The 23106-nt window shown below is 59.9% G+C and carries 18 protein-coding genes and 1 pseudogene; 7 read left to right on the top strand and 12 right to left on the bottom strand.

The features are described from left to right. Nucleotides 1-143: 143 nt before the first annotated feature. Nucleotides 144-866: pseudogene (locus AC13Q5_RS29575) on the bottom strand (gamma-glutamylcyclotransferase); the annotation flags it as partial. Between the two features lie 334 nt (nt 867-1200). Here AC13Q5_RS29575 and AC13Q5_RS29570 point away from each other — a divergent pair. The 7 genes from AC13Q5_RS29570 to AC13Q5_RS29540 all read left to right on the top strand — a co-directional run bounded on the left by AC13Q5_RS29570 (nt 1201) and on the right by AC13Q5_RS29540 (nt 10537). After that, complete coding sequence (locus AC13Q5_RS29570) at nt 1201-2202, top strand: MsnO8 family LLM class oxidoreductase (RefSeq protein ID WP_488504101.1); 1002 nt, start codon at nt 1201-1203, stop codon at nt 2200-2202. Between the two features lie 73 nt (nt 2203-2275). Next, a complete protein-coding gene (locus AC13Q5_RS29565; RefSeq protein WP_488504192.1) occupies nt 2276-3877 on the top strand; it encodes an ABC transporter substrate-binding protein in 1602 nt (533 codons plus the stop codon). A 46-nt stretch (nt 3878-3923) separates the two neighbouring features. Continuing rightward, nucleotides 3924-5546: an ABC transporter substrate-binding protein gene (locus AC13Q5_RS29560; RefSeq protein ID WP_075855791.1), complete on the top strand. Its 1623-nt coding sequence runs from the start codon at nt 3924-3926 to the stop codon at nt 5544-5546. A 63-nt stretch (nt 5547-5609) separates the two neighbouring features. Continuing rightward, complete coding sequence (locus AC13Q5_RS29555) at nt 5610-6626, top strand: ABC transporter permease (RefSeq protein ID WP_488504100.1); 1017 nt, start codon at nt 5610-5612, stop codon at nt 6624-6626. A gap of 44 nt (nt 6627-6670) precedes the next feature. Beyond that, nucleotides 6671-7489, top strand: a complete 819-nt coding sequence (locus tag AC13Q5_RS29550; protein ID WP_457891903.1) for an ABC transporter permease — start codon at nt 6671-6673, stop codon at nt 7487-7489. Then, nucleotides 7483-9150: a dipeptide ABC transporter ATP-binding protein gene (locus AC13Q5_RS29545; RefSeq protein WP_488504191.1), complete on the top strand. Its 1668-nt coding sequence runs from the start codon at nt 7483-7485 to the stop codon at nt 9148-9150. Before AC13Q5_RS29550 ends, AC13Q5_RS29545 begins: the two co-directional genes overlap by 7 nt. 61 nt (nt 9151-9211) lie before the next feature. After that, complete coding sequence (locus AC13Q5_RS29540) at nt 9212-10537, top strand: NtaA/DmoA family FMN-dependent monooxygenase (RefSeq protein WP_488504099.1); 1326 nt, start codon at nt 9212-9214, stop codon at nt 10535-10537. Between the two features lie 312 nt (nt 10538-10849). Here AC13Q5_RS29540 and AC13Q5_RS29535 read toward each other — a convergent pair whose 3' ends face one another. The 11 genes from AC13Q5_RS29535 to AC13Q5_RS29485 all read right to left on the bottom strand — a co-directional run bounded on the left by AC13Q5_RS29535 (nt 10850) and on the right by AC13Q5_RS29485 (nt 22977). Beyond that, nucleotides 10850-12352: an ABC transporter substrate-binding protein gene (locus tag AC13Q5_RS29535; protein ID WP_488504098.1), complete on the bottom strand. Its 1503-nt coding sequence runs from the start codon at nt 12350-12352 to the stop codon at nt 10850-10852. A 75-nt stretch (nt 12353-12427) separates the two neighbouring features. Continuing rightward, entirely contained in the window at nt 12428-13429 is a 1002-nt protein-coding gene (locus AC13Q5_RS29530; RefSeq protein ID WP_457879441.1) for an ABC transporter ATP-binding protein, read from the bottom strand. Continuing rightward, the gene (locus AC13Q5_RS29525) at nt 13426-14400 is read right to left on the bottom strand and encodes an ABC transporter ATP-binding protein (RefSeq protein WP_488504097.1); all 975 of its coding nucleotides are present in this window, start codon (nt 14398-14400) and stop codon (nt 13426-13428) included. The genes AC13Q5_RS29530 and AC13Q5_RS29525 overlap by 4 nt, the downstream gene beginning before the upstream one ends. Next, on the bottom strand, nt 14400-15941 hold the full coding sequence (locus tag AC13Q5_RS29520; RefSeq protein ID WP_488504096.1) for a gamma-glutamyltransferase family protein: 1542 nt from the start codon (nt 15939-15941) through the stop codon (nt 14400-14402). Before AC13Q5_RS29520 ends, AC13Q5_RS29525 begins: the two co-directional genes overlap by 1 nt. Beyond that, the gene (locus AC13Q5_RS29515) at nt 15938-16858 is read right to left on the bottom strand and encodes a polysaccharide deacetylase family protein (RefSeq protein WP_488504095.1); all 921 of its coding nucleotides are present in this window, start codon (nt 16856-16858) and stop codon (nt 15938-15940) included. The genes AC13Q5_RS29520 and AC13Q5_RS29515 overlap by 4 nt, the downstream gene beginning before the upstream one ends. A gap of 22 nt (nt 16859-16880) precedes the next feature. After that, complete coding sequence (locus tag AC13Q5_RS29510; protein ID WP_488504094.1) at nt 16881-17669, bottom strand: SDR family NAD(P)-dependent oxidoreductase; 789 nt, start codon at nt 17667-17669, stop codon at nt 16881-16883. A 2-nt stretch (nt 17670-17671) separates the two neighbouring features. After that, nucleotides 17672-18529 (bottom strand): ABC transporter permease, encoded by an 858-nt coding sequence (locus AC13Q5_RS29505; protein WP_075855780.1) that lies wholly within the window; start codon nt 18527-18529, stop codon nt 17672-17674. Next, on the bottom strand, nt 18526-19455 hold the full coding sequence (locus AC13Q5_RS29500) for an ABC transporter permease (RefSeq protein WP_075855779.1): 930 nt from the start codon (nt 19453-19455) through the stop codon (nt 18526-18528). Before AC13Q5_RS29500 ends, AC13Q5_RS29505 begins: the two co-directional genes overlap by 4 nt. A 77-nt stretch (nt 19456-19532) precedes the next feature. Next, the gene (locus tag AC13Q5_RS29495; protein ID WP_488504093.1) at nt 19533-21032 is read right to left on the bottom strand and encodes an ABC transporter substrate-binding protein; all 1500 of its coding nucleotides are present in this window, start codon (nt 21030-21032) and stop codon (nt 19533-19535) included. After that, a complete protein-coding gene (locus tag AC13Q5_RS29490) occupies nt 21033-21818 on the bottom strand; it encodes a GntR family transcriptional regulator (protein WP_488504092.1) in 786 nt (261 codons plus the stop codon). A gap of 247 nt (nt 21819-22065) precedes the next feature. Continuing rightward, a complete protein-coding gene (locus AC13Q5_RS29485) occupies nt 22066-22977 on the bottom strand; it encodes a LysR family transcriptional regulator (RefSeq protein ID WP_457879448.1) in 912 nt (303 codons plus the stop codon). Between the last annotated feature and the right edge of the window lie 129 nt (nt 22978-23106).

The raw sequence follows: 23106 nt of genomic DNA, 5'->3' as shown, positions 1-23106 counted from the left end.
TATTGGTCCTGCTTGCTCCGAGGCAAAGCACGTTGCTCCGACTGGCGACCTTACTGCTATTGCCTAACGGAAACCGAAGGCGGAGCGGTAGTGCCTACCTCATCGGAAAGCCTTTGCCTTGATGAAATCGGCATGACGTCGGTGCTTTCCAATGCGTGAATAGCGCTAAGCTCGCTTGCAACGAGCTTTTGAAGCCTCCACAGGTTGATGTCCCGAATTCCCCAGGCCTCGAGATGCTTCACCGTCAGATAAAGATATTCGGCACAAGATCCTCTGGGGCCGCACGCCCTTGCCAGGATGCCAGCGACGGCTTCCAATGGCAGTTTGGAGGTGACGTGCCTTCCCTTTGGACCAGCCCAGAAAACCAGTGCGCGCACAGGACCCAATTCGGTCTGCACCCATATCCATCTTATTGTCGACGCATCTTCAAGGGTACCGATTTCACGGCGAAGCATGCGCCTGATCTGAGCCAGCCGATCGCCGTCGTCCAATCTGAAAGCGATTGCCTTGCAGTATCCGCCTCGCTTGAGAGCAAGCATGAGCCCTGGTTGCGTCAGCGATCCCCGCCATCTCGTCATTCGAAGACAGAAGGAGCGGTGCCACCCCCTGATCGCTCCAACGCGTGACTCGACTGCATCGAAATCCGGCCTCCATATTAGTGAGCCATAAGCGAAGACCCAAAGCGCATCGCCTAGCGACTCCCGATATAATCGCTCCGCCAGCCCATCCAGCTCTTCGTCCGTAATCGGTATGCGAAGCGGATCGGGGCCAGCATCGATCTCGTCGCGCAAACTTAGAGCAACCAGTTCATCCGTCAGATCCATCTGCGAGCGGCCCAATGCCGTTCCGACGCTCAACTGATCCATCTCATCAACCTCCGCAGCCGCCGATCGATCCAACGCTCTGCACCTTGCTGAAGGAGGAAATCTTCGAGCAGCGGACAATGATATCCGCTACCGAGACTCCTCCGGGGAGTGCCTGAAGGCTATCTGGAGGCAAGCTGCCATCGGGAACTACCGACCTGCCGCCTCTCGATACCATCAAGTGCTTCGCCATCTCAGAATGCATAATTTCAGGACGGCTTCGCACGGCATGATCTTTCATTGTGCAGCCGACGATTGAAACATCATTGCTCGATCTAATAATCCATTAAAAATATAGATTATAACAATTGATATTGCCGACCGCCTATGAGGACAGATGTCTTACGCACTGAGTTTTCTCGACAAGAGCCCGATTGATGGCGCCGAGCGTGCATCGCAAGCGTTACAGCGGAGCTTGGCGCTTGCCAGACGAGCCGAAGAATTGGGCTATCGGCGTTTCTGGGTCGCTGAGCACCATAATTCCCCGAAGCTCGCAAGCTCCTCACCTGAAATATTGATCAGCCACCTGCTGGCGCACACCAGGCGCATCCGCATAGGTTCCGGCGGCGTGATGCTGCAGCATTACAGCGCCTACAAGGTTGCCGAGAACTTCAATCTGCTGGCGGCGCTGGCGCCGGGGCGCGTCGATCTTGGGGTCGGCAAGGCGCCAGGCGGGCTTCCGCTTTCGACCGGCGCTCTCCAGAAGGCATATGATCCCTCGCGCAAACCATCGTTCGAAGCGCTGTTGAGCGAACTGGATAGCTTCTTGCGGCATGACCATGGCGCAGACGGCAGAACTGCGGACCTTGCAGCCTTTCCAGCTCCCGACGAGCCGCCTGTCCGCTTCCTGCTCGGCGCAAGCTCGGACAGCGCGAGATTGGCAGCCCGTCTCGGCTGGGGCTTCGTCTATGCTGGTCATATCCATGGTGATGACGAAGCAATCTCGCAATCGTTGTCGGCCTATCGGCAAGCGGGCGGCAAGACCGCGCTGCTCGCTGTCAGCGTCGTCACGGCGCAAACAGCCGCCCTTGCCGACAGTCTCCTGGGCGAGACGCGCCGGTTCCACCTGCAAATCAAGGGCGGACAAAGCGTCAATGTCGGCAGCCACGAACAGGCGCTCGAATATGTTCGCCAGTCAGGCGCGACCGATTATCGGATCGAAGAGCGAAGCCCGCGCGTCATTCGAGGAACGCCGGCCGACGTTCATCTGGAACTGCAGCGCCTGCACAAGGGATTCGGCATCGACGAATTTGTGATCGACTGCCCGGTCTCCGAAGGTGCGCATCGGCTTGGCACCATCGAACTGCTGGCCGGGGCACGCAACGCCGCTGCAGCCTGATTGGAAATCAGTCCAAAATGACATGGGAAAGAACACCGTGGTAACCAGAAGAGATTTTCTGAAGAGTTCAGGGATTGTTGCTCTGTCTCTGTCCACCGGACTACGACCGACCGAAACGCTGGCGGCTAACACGCCTGCCCGCGGCGGATCCTTGATCTGGGGCGTCGAGACGGAGCCGACCACGCTCAATCCACATCTGAACGGCCAGGCCAAGGCAAAACTGGTTCTGCGCAATGCTTACGAATGCCTTCTTGCCCGCTCCCCGGATGGTGGTTATGTGCCGTGGCTGGCCAAAGACTATGCGGTATCCGAGGATGGCAGGACCTACACCTTCAACCTTCGCGACGACGTAAGCTTCAGCGATGGGGAGAAATTCGACGCGGCAGCCGTCGTAACGAACTTCCTGAAATTGAAGGAGCCGATCTATTCCGGCAGCATCAGCGCCGGTCACGTCTCCCACATTTCCGAGGCGGTCGCACGCGATGCCCATACGGTCGTGCTGACGCTCAAGGACGTCTATGCACCTTTCCTTGATGGCGCGACCAGCATCGAGATCATCTCGCCGAAATCGTTCTCATCGCCGCAGTTGAAGGCGGGTGGGCCTGAAATCGCAGGCACCGGCCCTTTCATCCTGGATCGCTATATCAAGGGTCAAGAGGCACGTTTCGTCAGAAACGCCGCCTATCAGTGGGCTCCGGCCAATGCTGGTCACCAAGGGCCGGCCTATCTCGATGAGGTCATCTATCGCTTCCTGCCTGAATCCGCGGTCCGCACCGGCGCCCTGAGCTCGGGCCAGGTTCATGTCATCGAAGGCATTTCGGGCAATGACGCTGCGCTTTTCAGGGACAATCCGGATTTCACCTATCAAAGCGCATTGAATACCGGCACGCCCTATACCCTCTACCTGAATGTCACCAATGCGCCGACGAGCGACGTCAAGATACGCAAGGCGTTCCTCGCTGCGATCGATGTCGAACGGATCATTCAGTCGGTTTACCGCGGTGAGCGCAAACGCGCTTGGGGTGTTCTGACGCCGGCCGACACCGATTTCTACGACAAAAGCATCGAGGGCCGCTACGGCTTCGACATCGATCTTGCCAACCGATTGCTCGACGAGGCCGGCTGGACGAGCAGAGACGGCGATGGCTTCCGTACCAAGGACGGCAAGCGACTGACGATCGAGATCGTGCAGTCGCAAGCGACGTTGCGTGACCAACGCGATGTTCTTCTCGAAGCCGTCCAGGCGCAGGCACGCCAGAACGCCGGCATCGATATCGTCCTGCGCTATGTCGATGCAGGAACCTATTCCAACAGGCAGAGCGACGGCCAATACGGCATCATTCCGAACTCGACCACGACCCAGGAAAACGGCCTTACCCTCTATTTCCATTACCTGCCGCGAGCCAAGGGCGGATCGATCAACTACAGCCGGACCGAAGCAGCGGACATATCGGCATGGCTTGCCGAAGCCGCCTCGACCCTCGATGCCAAAAGACGCTTCGAGATCTATTCCAAGCTGCAGCACTTTGCCTTGCTGGATCAGGCACTAGGCCTGCCGCTCTACGTTCCCGACGATCAGATTGCAGCGACGGTTGCGGTCCAGGGAGCGAGCTTCCGCCCCTTCAAGCGCCTTCCCGAAAATGCCTATGACATCTGGCTTCAGCAACAAGCCTGAGCCGCGCCTATTCCTCTCAAGAGATTATTTCAAGGAGATACTCGGAATGCTTATGCGCAGATATTTTCTCAGCCTGACGGCAGCCATGCTTGTAGCGAGCGCGCTGCCGGGTCTGAGCGTTGCTGGTGATGGCACACCGGTCAGCGGCGGCAAGCTGGCATGGGGCGTTGAGACCGAACCGGCCACGCTCAATCCACAACTCAACGGGCAGGATAAAACCAAGCTGCTGCTGCGCAACGCCTACGAGTCGCTGCTGGCGCGCAGCGCAGATGGCGGCTACCTTCCCTGGTTGGCGACCGAGTACAAGATCTCCGACGATGGCAAGACCTACACCTTCAAGCTTCGTGACGATGTCAGCTTTACCGATGGCCAGAAGCTCGATGCGCAGGCCGTCATCACCAATTTCACCAAGCTCAAGGACGCGACCTATAGCGGCAGCGTGAGCGCTGGCCCGGTCTCGCGCATTGTCGAAGCGAAGGCGCTGGACGATCACACCGTCTCCTTCACATTGAACCAAATCTATGCGCCCTTCCTCGACTATGCCACCAGCCTGGAGATCCTTTCGCCCGCAGCCTTCAATTCGGCGCAGCTGAAATCCGGCGGACCGGAGATTGCGGGAACCGGCCCCTTCATCCTGAAGCGCTATGCTAAGGGGCAGGACATCCAGTTCGTCAAAAATCCGGCCTATAACTGGGCACCCAAAACATCAGCTCATCAGGGACCGGCCTATCTCGATGAGGTCACCTATCGCTTCCTGTCCGAATCCTCGGTCAGGACTGGAGCGCTCACCTCCGGCCAGGTCGACGTGATCGAAGGGATCGCCGGCAACGACGCCAGCCTCTTCAAGGACAATGCGGACTTCAGCTACCGGACGGCTCTCAACACCGGTACGCCCTATTCATTGTTTCTCAATGTCACCTGGGGGCCAACCCAGGACCTCAAGGTGCGCAAGGCCTTGATTACCGCGATCGACGTCGATGCGGTGCTGAAAGCCGTCTATCGCGGAGAACGCACGCGCGCATGGGGAATCACATCGCCGATCGATCCGCAATTCTACGACAAGAGCATCGAAGCGGCATATAAGGCAGACCCCAAGGCCGCAAATGCGCTTCTTGACGAGGCGGGCTGGACCGCGCGAGATGCCGACGGCTTCAGGACAAAGGACGGCAAGCGGCTGACCATCGAGGTCATCCAGGCGCAGGCGACGGTGCGCGATCAGCGTGATGTGCTCCTACAGGCCCTGCAGGCGCAAGCACGGCAGAATGCCGGCATCGATCTCAAGATCGTCTTCGTGGATGCCGGCACTTATACCGATCGACGCAAGACCGGCCAGTTCGGCTCGATCGCCAATTCCAATACGCCGACGGACGCGATCGACATCGAGTATCACTACCTGCCCCTCGATAAGGGCGGCAGCATCAACTACAGCCGTGCCTTCGCGCCCGAGCTGGCGCAGTGGCTGAATGAAGCCGCCTCGACGCTGGACCAGAAGAAGCGCTTCGATCTCTATTCGAAACTGCAGCGCTTCGCCATTCTCGACCAGGCCTATGCCCTGCCGCTCTACGAGCCAGAGGATCAGGTGGCGGCTGCAAGCTATGTGAAAGGCATCAGCTTCCGGCCCTTCAAGCAATTGCCGGAGAGCGCCTACGACATTTGGCGCAGCGAATAAACCGTACCGTCAACACGTCCCCGACAGCGCAAGCGATCGGGGACAGTGCAGGAGCGATTGATCATGACTGCTGACAATACGACGGCCTTCGACCAGACCCCTTCGGCCTGGCTTTCGCGCAGGCACCGGCTGAAGCGCAACAGCTTGGCATCACAGATCCTGGTGCGGATTGGCTCTGCCATCGCGGTTCTATGGGCGGCGGTTACGCTGAGCTTCATCAGCATTCATCTCGCGCCGGGCGATATCGTCAGCCTACTAATTGGCGAGCAATTGCGCACGCCGGAGGTGGAGGCAGCCATCCGCCTGGAATGGGGGTTGGACAAGCCGTTGCTGACGCAATATCTGACCTATCTCCTGCGGATCCTGCATGGCGATTTCGGACGGTCCTATATCCTGCAAACGGATGTTTCGAGCCTCGTCTTGTCGCAGATGCTGCCGACATTGAAGCTTACCGCAGCTGCCCTTGTCGTTGCTGTGGTCTTTGCCGTCACGAGCGCCCTGCTGACGGCCGGCAGGCGCCTGCCCCGCAGCATCGCGGGCAGCCTCGAGCTTATCCTCATCTCGACGCCGTCCTTCTGGCTCGGCATCGTGCTCCTGTTCATATTCTCCTTCACCTTGAAGCTCTTTCCGGTTGCCGGCGATCGGACGTTTTCAGCCCTGATTCTGCCGGCCTTGTCGCTTGGGCTATCGCTCGGCGCCGTCATCGGACAGGTGCTGCGCGAAGGGCTCGAACGGGCCTTGGAAGAACCCTTCATGCTGACGGTAAGGAGCTGGGGCGCGAATGACTTCGTCCTACGGCTGCGCCACGGCCTGCGGCACGCAGCGCTTCCCGCCGTGACGCTTGCCGGTTGGCTCGTCGGCAATCTGTTGTCCGGTGCTGTCATCACAGAAGCGGTGTTTGGCAGACCCGGGCTGGGGCGGATTACGGTCGACGCCGTGCTGGCGCACGACCTGCCCGTGGTGCTTGCCGTCGCCATCCTGTCAGCCTTCATCTACGTCGTCCTCAGCACATTGGTCGACGTGCTTTATTTGTTGCTCGACCCTCGCCTGCGCAATCAAAACCTGGAGGCAGGCCATTGAGCGTCTCCTCCTCCCAGCAGGAAACGGATCAGCGTCAGCTACGGCTGCACGCCCGGCTCGCAAATCCAGGGCTTATCCTTTCGGCGATTTTCCTGCTGCTGGTAGCGATCGCAACCATCTGGCCGCAAGTTCTCACCGCTGCCAACCCGATTGCTGCAGATCCCCTGCAGGCGCAGCTGCCGCCATCGACGGAACATTGGTTCGGTACGGATCATCTCGGAAGGGACGTCTTCTCGCGGGTTGTCTATGGCGCGCGCTACTCCATACTCATCGGTGTCAGCGCCGTTGCGATCGCTGCGATCGCGGGGGCCTTTCTCGGACTTCTGTCCGGTCTTGCCCGTGGTCTCGTCGATGAGGCCATCTCGCGCTTTCTGGATGTGATCTCGTCATTCCCGGATCTGCTTCTGGCCCTCGTGCTGATCTCCTTTACCGGACCCGGCACGGTCAACCTCATCTTCGCGCTGGGCGTCGCCTCCGTGCCGCGCTTTGCAAGGGTCGTACGCGCGCAGACCTTCGTGATCGCCAAAAGCGGCTATGTGGAACAGGCCAGGACATTCGGACTGAGACGCAGCGTGCTGGTGGCTCGCCATATCCTGCCGCATGCGCTGGCCCAGGTGCCCATCCTCGCGACGATCGGCCTGGGAACAACGATCATACAGGCTGCGGGTCTGAGTTTCCTCGGCATGGGTCCACAGCCGCCGGCCCCGGAATGGGGAGCGATGCTGGCGGAGGCGCGCAATTATCTTCGCGTTGCCTGGTGGATTGGCGTCTGGCCAGGTCTCGCCATCACGCTGACGGTCATCTCCATAAGCGTGCTTGGAAGACGCTGGCAACTTGCGTTTGAAGGCAGGAGGCAATCGTGACCCCAGTGCTTGACATTCGTAATTTGACTATCGGCTTTCCTCGCGATGGTGGCGACAACAGGGTTGTCCACGGCATCGATCTGACGATCGACAGAGGTGAGGCAGTCGCCCTCGTTGGAGAATCCGGCTCGGGCAAATCGGTGACGGCCCGCTCGATCATCGGCTTGGCCGGCCCGTCTGCGGTTATCGACACTGACCGTTTCGACATCGATGGAACCGATGTTCGCGACTTTAATGAAAGGCAATGGCAGCGCCTTCGCGGTGAAAAGATCGGCTTCGTTCTTCAGGATGCGCTCGTCTCCCTCGACCCTCTCAGACGGATCTCGCAGCAACTGTCTGATGCCTTCGGCGGGCGTAGTCTCTTTCGCCGGGCCAGTCGGCACGAAGACAGTCACGTCCTGCTGCAATCGGTCGGCATTCCCGATCCGGAGCGACGGCTGCCGCAATATCCGCATCAGCTTTCCGGCGGTTTGCGCCAGCGCACCCTCATCGCCACGGCGATAGCCAGGCACCCATCGCTGTTGATCGCCGACGAGCCGACGACGGCACTCGATGCAACCGTTCAAAAACAGATCCTTGATCTGCTTCTCGAACGGCGCAAGGCCGGCCATACGCTTCTCCTGATCAGCCATGATCTGGCCGTCGTCTCCCATCTTGCCGATCGTGTGCTCGTCATGAACAACGGGCGGATTGTCGAGGAAGGTTCGACCGAACAGATACTGAGAAAGCCCCGCCATCCCTATACGCAGCAATTGCTGGATGCCGTGCCTTCTGCTGCTTCCAAAGGATTTCGGCTGTCGCCCGCATCCGTCACGAAGGCCGAGAGTGAGCCGATGCATGCCGTTCCCAGGTCGAATGCGCGGCAACGCGTGCCTCTGCCTGCAAAGACGATCGATCGGCACAACCATATTCTATCGGCTCGCAATCTCGTAAAGCGCTATGGTGGATCGGGCGGCATCTTTGCCGTCAACGACGTATCCTTCGATCTTGCGGCCGGTGAAGCTCTCGGCATCGTCGGCGAATCCGGTTCCGGCAAGACGACGGTTGCGAAAATCGTTCTCGGCCTGGTCGAACCGGATGACGGTTCGGTCCGTCTTGACGGCGGCGGCTGGAGCAATATCCCCGAGCATGCACGTCGCGCCAGGCGCGCCAGCATGCAGCTTATCGCGCAGGACGCACTCAGTTCTTTCGACCCCCGCTACACCGTCGAGAAGATTATCGGCGAAAGCCTCGATAGCGCCGGCATCTTCGGCACAGCGCGCCGCGAGCGTGTGCTTGAGGTCTTGGACGCGGTCCGTCTCGGCGAGACATTCCTGAAGCGCTACCCGCGAGAGCTTTCCGGCGGCCAGCGTCAACGTGTGGCGATCGCGCGCGCCTTTGCGCCCCGCCCTCGGCTTCTCGTGGCCGACGAGCCGGTTAGCGCGCTCGACGTATCGGTACAGGCGCAGGTGCTGGATCTCCTGGCCGAACTTCAGGCCGCATCCGGGACGTCGCTCCTCTTCATCTCTCACGATCTCGGCGTCGTCCATCACCTGACGGACCGTGTTCTCGTGATGAAGGAGGGACGGATCGTCGAAGCGGGCGCGGTCGAAGAAGTGTTTACCAGGCCACATCACAGCTACACGCGCGCGCTCCTCGAAGCGGTTCCGGCCCTGCCCTGAAACGCACAACTCACGCCGTCGGCGCAGCCCGGCATATTTTGACCGACCAAGGAAATTCGCCATGACGCACAATCGTCCCCGACGCCTGAAGACATTGACCGGAGCAGGAAGCGTCATTTCCGCCGGAAACGACGCAAGCCCCCTCACCGGCATCAAGCGTGCCGTCGAACTCGCCCGCAAGGCGGAAGCAGAAAAGATCACCGGGCTGTTCACGGCCGACCTGCTCCACATCGACCCGGCGGGACTTGCCGGAACCGCCGGCATCCAGGAGCCAATCATCGCACTTGCCGCCTTGAGCCAGGTGACCTCCCAAATCGGCCTGATCGCCACGGTCTCCACGACCTTTCATTATCCTTACAATCTGGCCCGCCAGATCGGCACGCTGGACCATGCAAGTGGCGGACGCGCCGGCTGGAATGCCGTGACCTCCTCGGTCGGAGAAGAGAATTTCGGCGAGACGCTACCAAGTCCGGAGGACCGCTACGAGCGGGCCGCCGAATTCATCGAAATCGTCAATGCGCTCTATGATGCCAATGAACGCAATGCCGCCGAGCGCAAGGCGTCCGGGGCAATTGGCATTGATCCGGCGAAATTCCATCCGATCAACTATCGCGGCAAGCATTTCAAGGTCGACGGTCCCCTAAACGTGCCGCCTTTGCCACAGGGTCGCCCCGTCCAGTTTCAGGCGGGGCAGTCGGAAGCGGGTGTCACCGTCGGCGCTCGATATGCCGAGGTGGTCTATACCTCCCAGCCCAAGCTCGAGGATGCCATCGCCTTTGCCGCGGAACTGCGGCGTCGCGCGACAAGTTTCGGGCGTACGGCCGGCCTGCCCTTCATCATGAACTCCTTCCACTCGGTGATCGGCGATTCCGATGCAGATGTCGCAAGACGCCTGAAGGAAAAGCACGAGCGAATCGACTACGAACAAGGCCGCCTGAAACTGGCGGATATGCTGGGCGGCGATCTCGATCTTTCCGACCTGCCACTGGACAAGCCCTTGCCGGAAACGCTGCTGCCTGAGGTCACCAGCATAAACCGGCGGCGTGGGCGCGTGGAAATTTTCCGCCGCTATGCGCGCGAAGGGCTGACCTTGCGGCAGCTCATCATTCAGGCGCAGGAAACCGGCCACTGGTCGGTGGCCGGCACGCCCGAGCAACTCGCCGATGCGATCGAGGAGCGCTTTCGAGCCGGTATTCTTGATGTTCTCTCCCTGCACGGCTTCGGCAATCCGGACCAGGAGGATCGGCTGGTGAACGGGCTCCTGCCGGAATTGCGGCGGCGGTCGATCATCGACACCGATTATGTCGGGGACGATTTCCGCTCGAATCTGGAGCTGCCGCCCTATGTAGCGGCAGACGGCGCGTTGAATTCGGCAAAGCGCGCCTGATTCCCGGCCGGATCTCAGCCTGTACGTCATCCGCGCCGCCCGACGAGAATAATGCAGGACGACCCACCGCGGTCTCCAAAGCAGCGCTCGAACAAATTGGCAAAGTGGCCGCGTGATACGCCAGGAGCGGTATCATGGTGGCCCCTCCGAACGTCTGCCAGGCACTGTCCCGCGATCTCCGCGGGACAGCGATCTCTTGGCTGCGGCGAGACTATTGATGGATGATGAGGCGAGCTCGGCGTATCCCCTCCACCAGCGCAACAATAACTCCCTCGACCTTTTGCGGCCGATTGGAGTGCTAGAGCTATGAAGCTAATCCTGCCATCGCAAACGATTGAGGAAGAAGCTCTCATTCGGCGTTGGCTGGAAATCGAGATTCTTGGCTGCTCCGTAAATTGACACCATCTGGTAAAGCGGCACGGTCGGTATTTCGCTTGCAATGAAGCTGCCGACCTTTTCGTAGTCGGCAAGACGCTTCTTCTCATCCAGCGATGAGGCTGCTTCATCCAGCAGGGCATCGATCTCGGGCTTGGCAGTGATGGTCCAGCTACTGCCGGAATGAAAGAGTGAATAGAGTGCCCCGTCTGCATCCTGGCAGGCACAGGAAGAGGTACTGATGGCGAGTGTGGGACCATCCGCCGGTCCCTTTTGTATCAATTGCAGGAAGGTTGGCGTATCCACATTGGCGATCTCGACGTCGAACCCGACATCCTGCAGCTCCTGCTGAATGGCTTGCGCAACCCTCTGGTCAAAAAAGGCGCCTATCGTCAGCTGAAATTTGGCCGGTTTGCCGGCGGTGGCGATCAGTGATTTTGCCTTTTCCGGATCGAAAGGCAGCCCCTTGATCGTATCGCTCCAGCCGAAATGTGCCGGCGTCACCATCTCGGCGATCGGCTTGTCCAGTCCGCCGAGAATACCCTGCGTAATGCCTTCCTTGTCGATCGCATAGGCCAGCGCCTGACGAAGCTCAAGCTTGTCGAATGGCGGCTTGTTCGGATTGATGCGGATATAGGCGAGCCGCTCCGTGAGAACAGGCAGCGCCTTGGCATTCGGCGACACCTGCAATTGCGCCGCCTGGTCCGAGGTCATCGCCCTTGCCAGATCCACCGTGCCGGACTGAATGTCGGCCAGCCGCGTCGATGCATCGGGCACGGCACGGAAGACGGCCGTTGCAAACGGCCCCTTCGCTCCCCAGTAGCTGTCATTGCGCGCAAGCGTTACCGAAACGCCCTTGTCCCATTTTACGAAACTATATGGGCCGCTCCCGACCGGCTGAAGGTCGAAGGCTGCATTCCCGACCTTCTCGACGACGTGTTGAGGAACGATGGATAGGTTCGTCAAGGCGGCAAGGAGAGCGGGAGAGCTTGTCTTCAAGGTTAACGTCACCTGGTGATCACCGGTCACGGCAGCCTTGAGGATCTTGCCAAATTGCGCGCGCTGCGGACTTGCAAATTTGGGGTCGATGATGCGGTTGATACTGAACGCTACGTCGCCGGCTGTCAGAACGCTTCCGTCGTGGAAGTGAACGTCGTCGCGAAGCGTAAACGAGATCTCGGTATCCGAGATGTTTTTCCACGCAGTGGCGATCTGCGGAACGATCTTGCCCGCATTATCACGGGTGACAAGGTTGTCGAAGATGTTGCGATAGACGAAGTAGCTATCGGGATTCCATTGCAGTTGCGGATCGAGCGTCGACGGCTCATTGACGAGGTCCACCACGATCTGCTGCTTTTCGGCCGCCTGGGCCGCAGTCACGAAGGGCAGCATCGAGAAGCCGATGCCCGCACCCAACACAAGAAGCTTATGCCACTTCATTTTTCCAATTCCTCACATGATCGATCATTGATGACGGTGGTCAGACCCTGCCATCCTCGGCGAGATCGGCGGCGATCATGTCGCGCCCTTGATCCCAACCGGGGGAGCCCGCAGGTGACAGGCGGCTTGATGGTTCCGTCCCAAGAGGTTCAGCGCCGGTGACAGCTCCTGGCAAATGGCTGCAGCAATCGGACATCGCGTCGAAAAGCGACAACCGGCGGGCGGGTTGGCCGGGCTCGGCAAGTCGCCTTCGAGAAGGATGCGCTGCCGTTGACGCTGGGCGACAGGATCGGGCAACGGCACCGCACTAAGCAAAGCCTCGGTATAGGGATGCGTCGGGCGAGCAAAGACATCGGTCGTCGCCCCGACCTCGGCAATACGGCCGAGATACATGACTGCTATACGGTCGGCGAAATGGCGAACGACCGACAGGTCGTGAGAGATGAACAGATAGGAAAGACCAAACTGACGCTGCAGCTCGAAGAGCAGATTGAGGATTTGCGAGCGGATCGACACGTCAAGCGCGGAGACCGGTTCATCCAGGATCAGCAGTTTCGGCTGAAGCGCGATCGCCCTTGCGATGACGATGCGCTGGCGCTGGCCGCCTGAAAATGCGTTCGGCTTGCGATTGGCATGTGCCGGATTGAGCCCGACCAGCTCCAGAAGCTCCGCGACCCGTCGACGCCGCTCCTGCCCAGTCCCGACGCCATGAATGGCAAGCGGCTCGGCAATGCTGTCACCAATATCCATTCTGGGATTAAGCGCGGAGACGGGGTCCTGAAACACGATCTGAATATCCCGCAGCCGCGCCGCGGAACGATCTGCACCTCTGGACGCAAGATCGCTGCCCTCGAAGAAAATTTGCCCCGAGCTTGGCTTTTGCATTCCGACGACGGCCGCGCCGAGCGTCGACTTGCCAGACCCGGATTCACCGACAAGCGCAAGACTCTGTCCGGCTTCGATATCCAGATCGACTCCATCGACAGCTCTCAGCAATCCTGCCGAATGCCCGAAAAAGCCGCGACGGATAGGGAAATGCACATGCAGATCGCGAATTGAAAGCAGCGGCGCGGTCATACCAGGCCCCCGATACGATCCTGGTGCCAGCAGGCAGCACTATGGCTCGCCGCCATCGGCTCGAGCAGCGGCACTTCGCGACAGTCTTCATCCGCAAGCGGGCAACGCGTCGAGAACCGGCATCCGGCCGGCCATGCGCCTGCATCGGGCACCATCCCCTTGATCGTCGGTAAAAACTGCCCGGCGTCGCTGCCATCCAAGCGCGGAATGGTTGACAGCAGCAATCTCGTATAGGGATGCCTCTGTTGCCTGAAGATCGCACCGACGTCGCCAACTTCGACAATCCGGCCGCCATACATCACGGCGACCTGGTCGGCGATATCCGCGACCACACCCATGTCATGGGTAATCATCAGGATTGCGGTTCCGGTTTCATCGCGCAGTCGTTTCATCAAATCGAGGATCTGCGCCTGAATGGTGACATCGAGTGCCGTCGTCGGCTCGTCGGCAATCAACAGGCGCGGCCGTGTGATCAAGGCCATGGCAATCATGACGCGCTGGCACATGCCCCCCGACAGCTCGAACGGATATTGCCGTGCGCGCATTGCCGCCTCGGGGATGCCGACATCTGCAAGCATATCGATCGCCTGATGCCATGCCTGCCGGCGACCGAGTCCGCGATGAACGATGAGACTCTCTGCAATCTGACGGCCGACCGGCATCAGCGGGTTGAGCGAGGCGACGGGCTCTTGAAATATCATTGCGAGCTCGCTGCCGCGCAGCCGCATCAAATCCTTCCTATCGAGGCGGGAAAGATTGCGCCCATTCAGCTGCACCGAGCCGCCGACCATGGCTGCTGCAGCCGGAAGAAGCCCCATCACGGCGAAAGCCGTCATCGATTTGCCGCATCCCGACTCGCCAACGATACTTACGATCTCGCCGGCATTGACCGACAGGCTGACACCATCGACCACGGCCTTGTCGCTGATGGAGACCTGCAGCATGTCTACGCTCAAGACTGGTGCCGTCATCAGATAATAGCCTCGCGGACGGCCGCCCACGGATTGCGCGGATGAACCATGCCGGTATTCACGCCATCGCGTCGCATCACGACCGACGGCACAGCAAAATTGACCGGATAAAGCGTGTCATCGATCACCTGAACGTCGAAGTCGGCGGCAACGGACGCGGCCACCTCGGCCCCGGCCGTTCGGCTCACTCTGATCGTCGTACCGCTGGCATCGATGCGCGGACTGAAGAGCGCATTCTCCAACGACATGCCGAAAGCCAGGACGTAGGACAGGATTTGCGCGACAGCCGGTACGATCTGCCTTCCCCCTGCTGCGCCAAGAGCCAGCTCCGGCAGACCATCGTACGTCGCAATGATCGGGCACATATTGGCAAGCGGCTGCTTGGCCGGAGCAATCGAATTCGGATGCCCCGGCCTTGGATCGAACCACATCAAGCCATTGTTGAGAGCAAATCCCAATTCAGGCACCACGACCTTGGAGCCGAAACGGGATAGAAGCGTATTGGTGAGGGAAACCATGGTCCCTTGTGCATCGACCACGCTGATATGGCTGGTACAGCTCTCGCCAGCGGCATGCCCCATATGTTTGAGACGATATTCGCTGGCGCGACGTAACGCCCGCGCAAAGGCAAGAGCCGCCGCTCCCGAATGCGGATCGGCATTGCGCGGAAGGCCTTCAAGCTCATTGAGCGCCGCAAGCAAGGTTGGGCCGCCGGAAAGGCCCGGCACCGCATGGACGCGCCGCCCTATGTAAGAGCCGATGGCGGGCTGGAGCCACTTCGGCGCATAGGTACGCAGATCCGCTTTCGAAAGAACGGAGCCGCCCTTCGAAAGATCCGCGACCAGCAGCTCCGCAATCTGGCCGTCGTAGAAATCGCGCGCTCCCTCATGCGCCAGCCTTTCCAGCGATGTGGCCTTGGCCTTCATCGGCAGGAACAGCGATCGGCCGCCTTCCGGTACGCGCGGCGCGCGGCCATCGCGAAGGAAGAGATCGGCGGCACCCTTGAATTGCGCGAGATTGTGGCCGTCAATGGCGAGCGCGAGGGCTGCATACCAATCGACCTGCAAACCACGATGGGCGTGTTCGATTGCCGGAGCCAGGGCATCGGCCCAGGAAATGGTACCGAAGCGATCGAGCGCCTCGGCAAAGCCGGCAACGGCTCCGGGAACGCAAATCGACCCGTAACCGAGCAGATTGCGATCGCCTTGGACAGAGGGCCATTCGAACCAGTCACCATCCCGGCCAGCAACCAGGGGGTAATCATCAGGCCGAAGGGCGGCCGGCGAAATGACATTGAAATCGAGCACGTCGACCGCCCCGGAACCGCCGTCGGCCCGCAGCATGAAGCCGCCCCCGCCAATGCCGGAAAGCCATGGTTCCACGACGCTGAGAACAAGAGCGGTGACGATGGCCGCATCGACGGCATTGCCGCCTGCCGAAAGGACGCGAGCCCCGGCCTCGGCCGCCAGCCAGTTCTGGCAGGCGACCAGGCCGTGTTTGCTGCGTGTCTCCTGTTTGCCGATCGACCAGGTCTCGTTCATGGCCTTGCCCCGAAACGCCGTGCGCCTATGGCGGCAGGAATGGCCGAGGCAACGGAAAACCGACCGGAATTCACCGAGGAAGCGTGATGCCTTGCAATTTCGGCGCCAGTCGCAATCCAGGTGCCGGTTTCAGCTGTCATGGCTTCCAGCAGCTTTTCGAGCTTGGCGATGCGCTGTGCCCTGCCGGAAATCCAGTCATGAACCGTCAGGGTGAAGAGTCCCCCGAAGCGGTGCAACGCCCGCCATTCGGCAAGCCAGTCTTCCAGCACAGCACTACCGGAGACGGGTGCCCATCGTTCGTTGCCGCTACCCTCGAACTTGTAAAAGATCGCGTCGTCCAGGGCCCACTGGACGGGAATCTCGACAACGCCATCGATATCGTAGGGATGATCGAAGCCCATCAGCGAGGAGTCATAGGCAAGCCCGCGCGCCTTGATCTCAGCCAGCATTTGCGGGGTCATCTCCCAGGCGGGCGAGCGAAAGCCTACCGGCAGCCTTCCTGTCTGTCGTTCAAACAGTTCGAGGCTATTGTCGAGAGCCGCACTGAATTCATCCTCACGGATGTCACGAACCAGTTCGTGGAAATAGCCGTGCAGCCCTATCTCGTGTCCGGCAGCGAGAAGGGCCGGAAGCAGATCGGGATCGAATTCCGCCACCACAGCCGGCACATAGAAACTTGCCTTCACGCGATAGCGGTCGAAGAGGTCGAGAAGACGACCGAGCCCCGAACGCAACCCGAAGCGGCGGATCTCAAGCCGCGCGAGACGATCCGGAACACCGTCCCGATGCTCCCACAGATAAGGAGCGATCGCATCGACATCGACGCTCAAAAGGACGGCGCTCTGCTTTCCCTCCGGCCATTCGTAGGCCGGAAAAGAAGAAAAGCCCTTTGTCGACCGGGCTCGATCCTCGACCATGTTCCTATCCTCCTGCCTTGCCTCAGAGCGCCTTCTTCTTCGCCTGGAAGACGGCAAGCGAGCCGATCGAATTGCCGCCATCGACGGTCAGCGTCGCGCCCGTGACATAGGCGGCTGCATCCGATGCCAGATAGAGGACGGCGGTCGCGGCATCCTCCGGTGACGAAATCCGGCCGAGCGGAATGTTGCCGACGACGGTGTCGATATGTTCCTGCGTGAGGTGGCTGACGTCGCTGCCCGGTGCAAAGCCGGGCTCCACGATATTGACCCGGATGTCGAATTCGGCAAGCTCGAGCGCCAACCCCTTGTTCAGACGGTCGAGTGCGGTCTTCGAGGTGCAATAGGGAACGACCGTGCTGCGCATCTTGCGCGAGGCGCCGGAAGAAATATTGACGATCGAGCCCTTCACGCCCTTGCCGATCATCTGAAGGGCAACACCCTGGGAGAGCAAAAACGGCGCGCGAAGATTGATGTCGAAGATCCGGTCCCAGTCCTCGGCGGTCAGGTCGAGCAGGAAGCCGGACGGATAAATGCCGGCATTGTTGACGAGGACGTCGGCTGAGCCCCAGTGCCCGGCGATGGCGGAAAGGAGCGACTTGATATCGGCATCGGAGGTCAGATCCGCCACGTGCTGCAGATGGCCCTTGCCGATCTCCTGCGCTGCCGAGGCAAGGCGGGAACCATCGGCGTCCGTCAGGAGAAGCTCTGCTCCGGCATTGGCGAAGGCCTTGGCGATCCAGCCGCCGAAAATGCCGGCAGCCCCTGTGACGACCACACGCTTGCCTTTGAAATCTTCAGAGAAATCGACCATTCTTAAGCACTCCTTGGGTCGAGGCGATCCCTCAGGAAATCGCCCAGAACGTTGACGGATAAAACAAGAAGAAAAAGTGCCAGTCCGGGCATGACGGAGAGCCACCAGGCATTGGCAACATAGTTGCGGCCAACCGAAAGCATCGCCCCCCAGCTTGCGGTCGGCGGCTGCACGCCGAGGCCGAGGAAGGACAATCCTGCTTCGAACAGCACCATCAGACCGAATTCGAGGGTGGCGACGACGACGAGCGCACCCGCGATGTTCGGCAGGACATGGTAGCGCAGCACCCTCAGCCATCCGGCGCCCATCGCACGCGAAAGCCGGAGATAGGACATATTGGTGATAACAAGGGTCTGGGCAAAGGCGACACGCGCGTAACGCGGCCACCGTGTAAGCGCCAGAACAAGGATGACATTCTGCAGGCCCGGACCGAGCGTTGCCACGGTGATGATGGCAAGCAGAATAGCAGGCACCGAAAGCACGATGTCGACGAGGCGCATGATCACGATTTCGACCCAACCGCGATAAAAGGCGGCAAGCATTCCGAAAATGCAGCCGGCAATGCCAGACAGCAGTACCGACGCGAATGCGACGAGCAGCGAAACGCGCGCTCCGTATATCAGACGGCTTAGCGTATCGCGTCCCAGCTCGTCGGAGCCGAACAGGAAATGCGTCGCGCGGATAACGGTGCCTGGCGGCTTCAGGCGTCCAAGAAGGTTCTGTGCATTCGGGTCGTAAGGCGCGATCAGAGGAGCGAATATGGCCGCAAGGACAATGACCATCAGGATCATGACCGAGAGCACGACTGTCAGCGGCGGCTTTCCGGCCAACCTGTTTGCTTTGGCGAGAGCCGCAATCATGCCGGTCTCCCGCCAAGACGAATGCGTGGATCGATGAGGCTGTAGAGCAGGTCAGCGGCAAGATTGAGCAGGATCGCCACCGCCGCGCCGATCAGCACGATGCCCTGGACCACCGCGAAGTCGCGCGCGCTGATGGCTTGCATGGTCAACTGGCCGAGGCCCGGCCACGCAAAGACTGTTTCGATGATGATAGCGCCGGTCAACAGATTGGCGATTTCAAGCGCCGAGATCGTCACGATCGGGACCGCGGCATTGCGCATGAGATGGTGGAAGACCAGACGATAAGTCGACAGCCCCTTGGCATGGGCCGTGCGAACATAATCCTTGCTCAGCTCATCGAGAACGGAGGTGCGCGTCACACGGGCAAAGGTCGCCATCGACAGAAGACCGAGAGCGAAGGACGGCATCAGCAGGCTTTCGAGCCCGTTGGCCCCGGACGGCGGCAGCCAGCGCAGAAAGACGCCGAAGAACATGATGAGCAGGACCGAGGTCCAGAATGTCGGCATGGATTGCCCGACCAGCACCAGGCCTATCAGCCAGCGGGCTTCCCAGCGCTTGCGCCGGACGGCCAGCACGACGCCGATCGGCACGCCAAACCCGATGGCGACCAACAAGGCGCCAGCCGCAAGCTGCAACGTGTAGGGAATGCGGCTGGCGATGATCTCGACCACCGGCAGGTTCTGCACATAGGAGCGCCCGAGGTCGAATTGCGCCAGACTGGAGAGGAAATGGAAATACTGGATGTAGAGCGGTCTGTCGAAGCCAAGAGCGGTCCGCATGACATCGATATCGGCCTGAGTGGCACCTTGTGGCACCAGCAACAGCACAGGATCGCCGGTCAGGCGCTGCAGAAAGAAGACCAGCGTTATGACACCGAACAAGGCGATGAAGGCCTGGATCAGGCGTCTGGCGATAAAGGCAGCCATCCCCTTTTCCTTTCCCCGACGATCCGGGCCTCGACAAACGCTAGGCTAAACGCAGTTCGAACTTCGCCATGCCGGCTCTAATCGTGCCAGCTTACCCTGTTGAGGAAGAAGCTCTCATTGGCCGTCGGCTTCCATTCAAGCTTATCGGACGCACCGTAGATAACGGCGGCCTGATACAGCGGCAGGATCGGAACATCCTTTGCAACGACCGTGGCGACATCCTTGTAGGCCTCAAGCCGCTTCTTCTCGTCGAGCGTATTGCGGGCGCTGTTGAGGAGCGCGTCAATGCTCGGGTCCGACACTGCGGAAAATGAACTGCTGCTATGCAGAAGCGGGAAGGATATGCCATCCGCATCCTGGCAGGCACAGGACCACCTGCCGAAGGAGATGGCCGGCTGCTTGATTTTCTCGCTCTGGACCCGCTGCAGATAGGTAGCGAAGTCCACCGTCTCGACATTCACCTTGAAGCCGACGTCATTGAGCTGCTGCACGATTGCCTGGACGATCCGTTGATCGAAGGTCGGCGAGGTCAGAAAGGCAATCGGCTGTGTCGCGCCGCTGCCGGCCTTTTCCACGAGCTCATGTGCCTGTTTTGGATCGAAGGGAAGGCCCTCGATACCCGGAACATATCCCGTATAGTCCGGCGAGGCCAGTTGCGGGACGGGTTTGTCATAGCCGCCGAGCAGGCCGTCGACGATCGACTGCTTGTCGATAGCATAGGCTACGGCACGCCGCAAGTTGACATCGTTGAACGGGGGGATGGATGGATTGAGCTTCAGATAGGCGATGCGTTCCGTCACCGCCGTCAGCACCTTGATGCCGCCTGCCCCCTGAAGCTGGGCAGCGAGATCCGGATCGAGCGTCACGGCGAGATCCGCACTTCCGGCCTTTAGATCGGCGACGCGGGTGGCGGCGTCCGGCACGGCACGAAATTCGGCACTTTGAAAATAGCCCTTGCTGCCCCAGTAGCCATCATTGCGCACCAGGGAAACGGCAACGCCGCGCTGCCACCTTTCGAACTTGTACGGACCGGAACCGACAGGCGAAAGGTTGAAGGCATCGTCGCCTATGGCCTCGACAACATGCTTCGGTACGATGGAAAGCTTGACGAGCTGCGCCAAGAGCACCGGATAGGGTCCGTTGGTGCGAATGGTCACCTCATGCGGGCCAGTGACCGCCGCCGATAGGATCTTGTTGAACTGGCTAAGCTGCGGGCTTGCAAACTTCTTGTCGATGATGCGATTGACGCTGAAGGCCACATCGTCCGGCGTCAGTTTTTGGCCATCATGAAAGACTGCGTCATCGCGCAATGTGAAGGCAACTTCAGTGTCCGACTTATAGGTCCAGGCCGTAGCGATCGCAGGTGCGATCTTGCCATTGTCGTCGCGCGTCACCAGCTGGTCGAAGATATTGCGATAGACGAAATAGCTGTCCGGATTCCATTGCTTCTGCGGGTCGAGCGACGACGGCTCGCTCACAAGGTCGATCACGACCTTGTCCTTTGCCACGGCGTGACCCGCAACAGACATCGTCGCCGCAACCGAAACGGCAATCATTAGGGTTCTTATCGCTCGCATCTAAAAATCCTTTTTCAAAAACGATCGCTCCCGGACGGGACGAGAAATACGGGCCTCATCACTTGATGCCGAAGCACGCTTGGCTTTGCGCCCCGCGGGCGCAACAAGCTCCGACTTCAACAGACTTGCCTGGGTAAATTCGGCAAAGGCATCACAGGCACGCTTGAGCAGCTTTGCCGCGTCGCCGTTGCGCTGCGTCTTCTTGGCCGCAACGAAATCGGTCCAGTCGACCGCCTCGAGACGCTGGACGGACGATGCCTCGAAGAAATTGAGGTAATAGTCGGCCCTGTGCCACAGGATATCCAGCCAATCGGCAATCAGCGGCGCCTTGAGACGTGCCGCGAGCAGATTCCTGATCTGCAGCTCGTATTCCCGAATGAGAGAAAGCTGCGATCCATGAGCTGAACCTCCCAATCGCAAGGCCGCCTGCATGTCACACAGGGTTTCCAGCCGGGCGATATCGTCACCGGACAGATCGACATCCGCGAGAAGCGGCTCCAACTGGGCTCGGCCAAGCGTAATTTCTCGCAGACCCAACGCCGTGATGGAGCAAACCCGCCATCCGCTTCTTGGCTGAGCTGAAACGAAACCCTTGTGCGCCAGGCGGCTGAGTGCGGATCGAACGACCCCACGCCCGAACCGATAGGTATCGCAAAGAACCTGTTCGGAGAGCCGCTCGCCCGGAGAAAACTCGCCGAGCTTGATCGCATTGCGAATCCTGTCTTCAGCAATCGCAACGAGATCACTGGGACCTTGGGTAAGAAAAGGACTTTGGTGGTCAAGCATATTATGAAACTAACATCTCAGTTTCTAAAACTGAAGTCTCAAATATCCTATTCTTCATCTTTTTTGTAGAGAATTTTTGCACGCCCAGCCGCTTGTCGGGTTCGAAATTGCAAGCGACGGTCGAGGGGATGAGCGCTGATTGAGACCAGACGACCAAGGAACGGGGATAATCGCTGCCGCGCCGATATGTCAGCTCCAACCGGAGCGACCGTCACGAACCCGATCTGTAAGGATAGCCCGAACGCTATCAATGAGAAGATATCGGCGACATCAGTGGATCCTCACCGACTATCTCAATCAGGAAGTCGAGAACCGTCCTGATGCGCAACGGCAGGTTCCGACGCGATGGATAGACGACGCTGATCGCGAACCGGCTCGGCGGAAAGTCTGGCATGACGTTCACCAGCCTGCCTTCCTCGATGTCGGACCCGACGAGAATGTGGGAAAGCACGGCAATCCCATTGCCCGCGAGCACGGCACGGTGGACGGCAACCGCGTTGCTGGCGACGAGGCGCGGCGCGATACGCACGGCAACGTCCTCGGCGCCATTTGAAAACGACCATGCCCGGCCGTTTCCCGCACGATTGTAACAAATGCAATCATGAGCGCTGACATCGTCAGGCGTTTTAGGCGCTGCCCGTCCCTGCAGGTAGGAGGGCGCGGCAACAAGAAAGGCCGTCGTCCACCCAATTCTGCGGCACATCAGACTGCAGTCCGCAACCGTTCCCAGCCGCACCTCGAGATCGATCCCCTCTTCGACCAGATCGGACGGTTCCTCGCGAAAGAGCAGGTCGACGGAAAGCCCTCGATGCCGTTCGAGCAGCGTCCCGAGCCGATCGCTGACGTAAAGCCCGAGCGGTGTCGGCAGGGCCAGTCGTACCTTGCCAGCCACCCGCCCGCCATCCCGACATGTGGTTTCGCTAAGAGCCTCGACCGCTTCGATGACCTTGAGTGCCATCGGGATGATCTGCTCCCCCTCCGCCGTCAATGCAAGCGCGGTCGTCGTGCGATGCAGGAGGCGCATGTTGAGGTGTGCCTCCAGCGCCGAGACCTGCCGCGACACCGCCGGCTGCGTCCGCCTGAGGTCGGCGGCGGCTGCGGAAAACGAGCCGGTTTCCACCACTCTCATGAAGGTTTGCAACGCGCATACGATATCCATTCCCCACTCGCCCCATACTTTTCAGCATAAGCTTTATGCCCGAACCTTAGTTCGTTAGGGCTTGCCTGTCCAGTTATTACGGATATCTTTTATCCACAAGGACATTTTATATCCTTAATAATGGAGGCG

The organism is Martinezella sp. CNPSo 3964 (assembly GCF_057784375.1).
The sequence above is the reverse complement of the archived record's forward strand: the minus strand, read 5'-3'. Positions and strand labels throughout refer to the sequence as shown.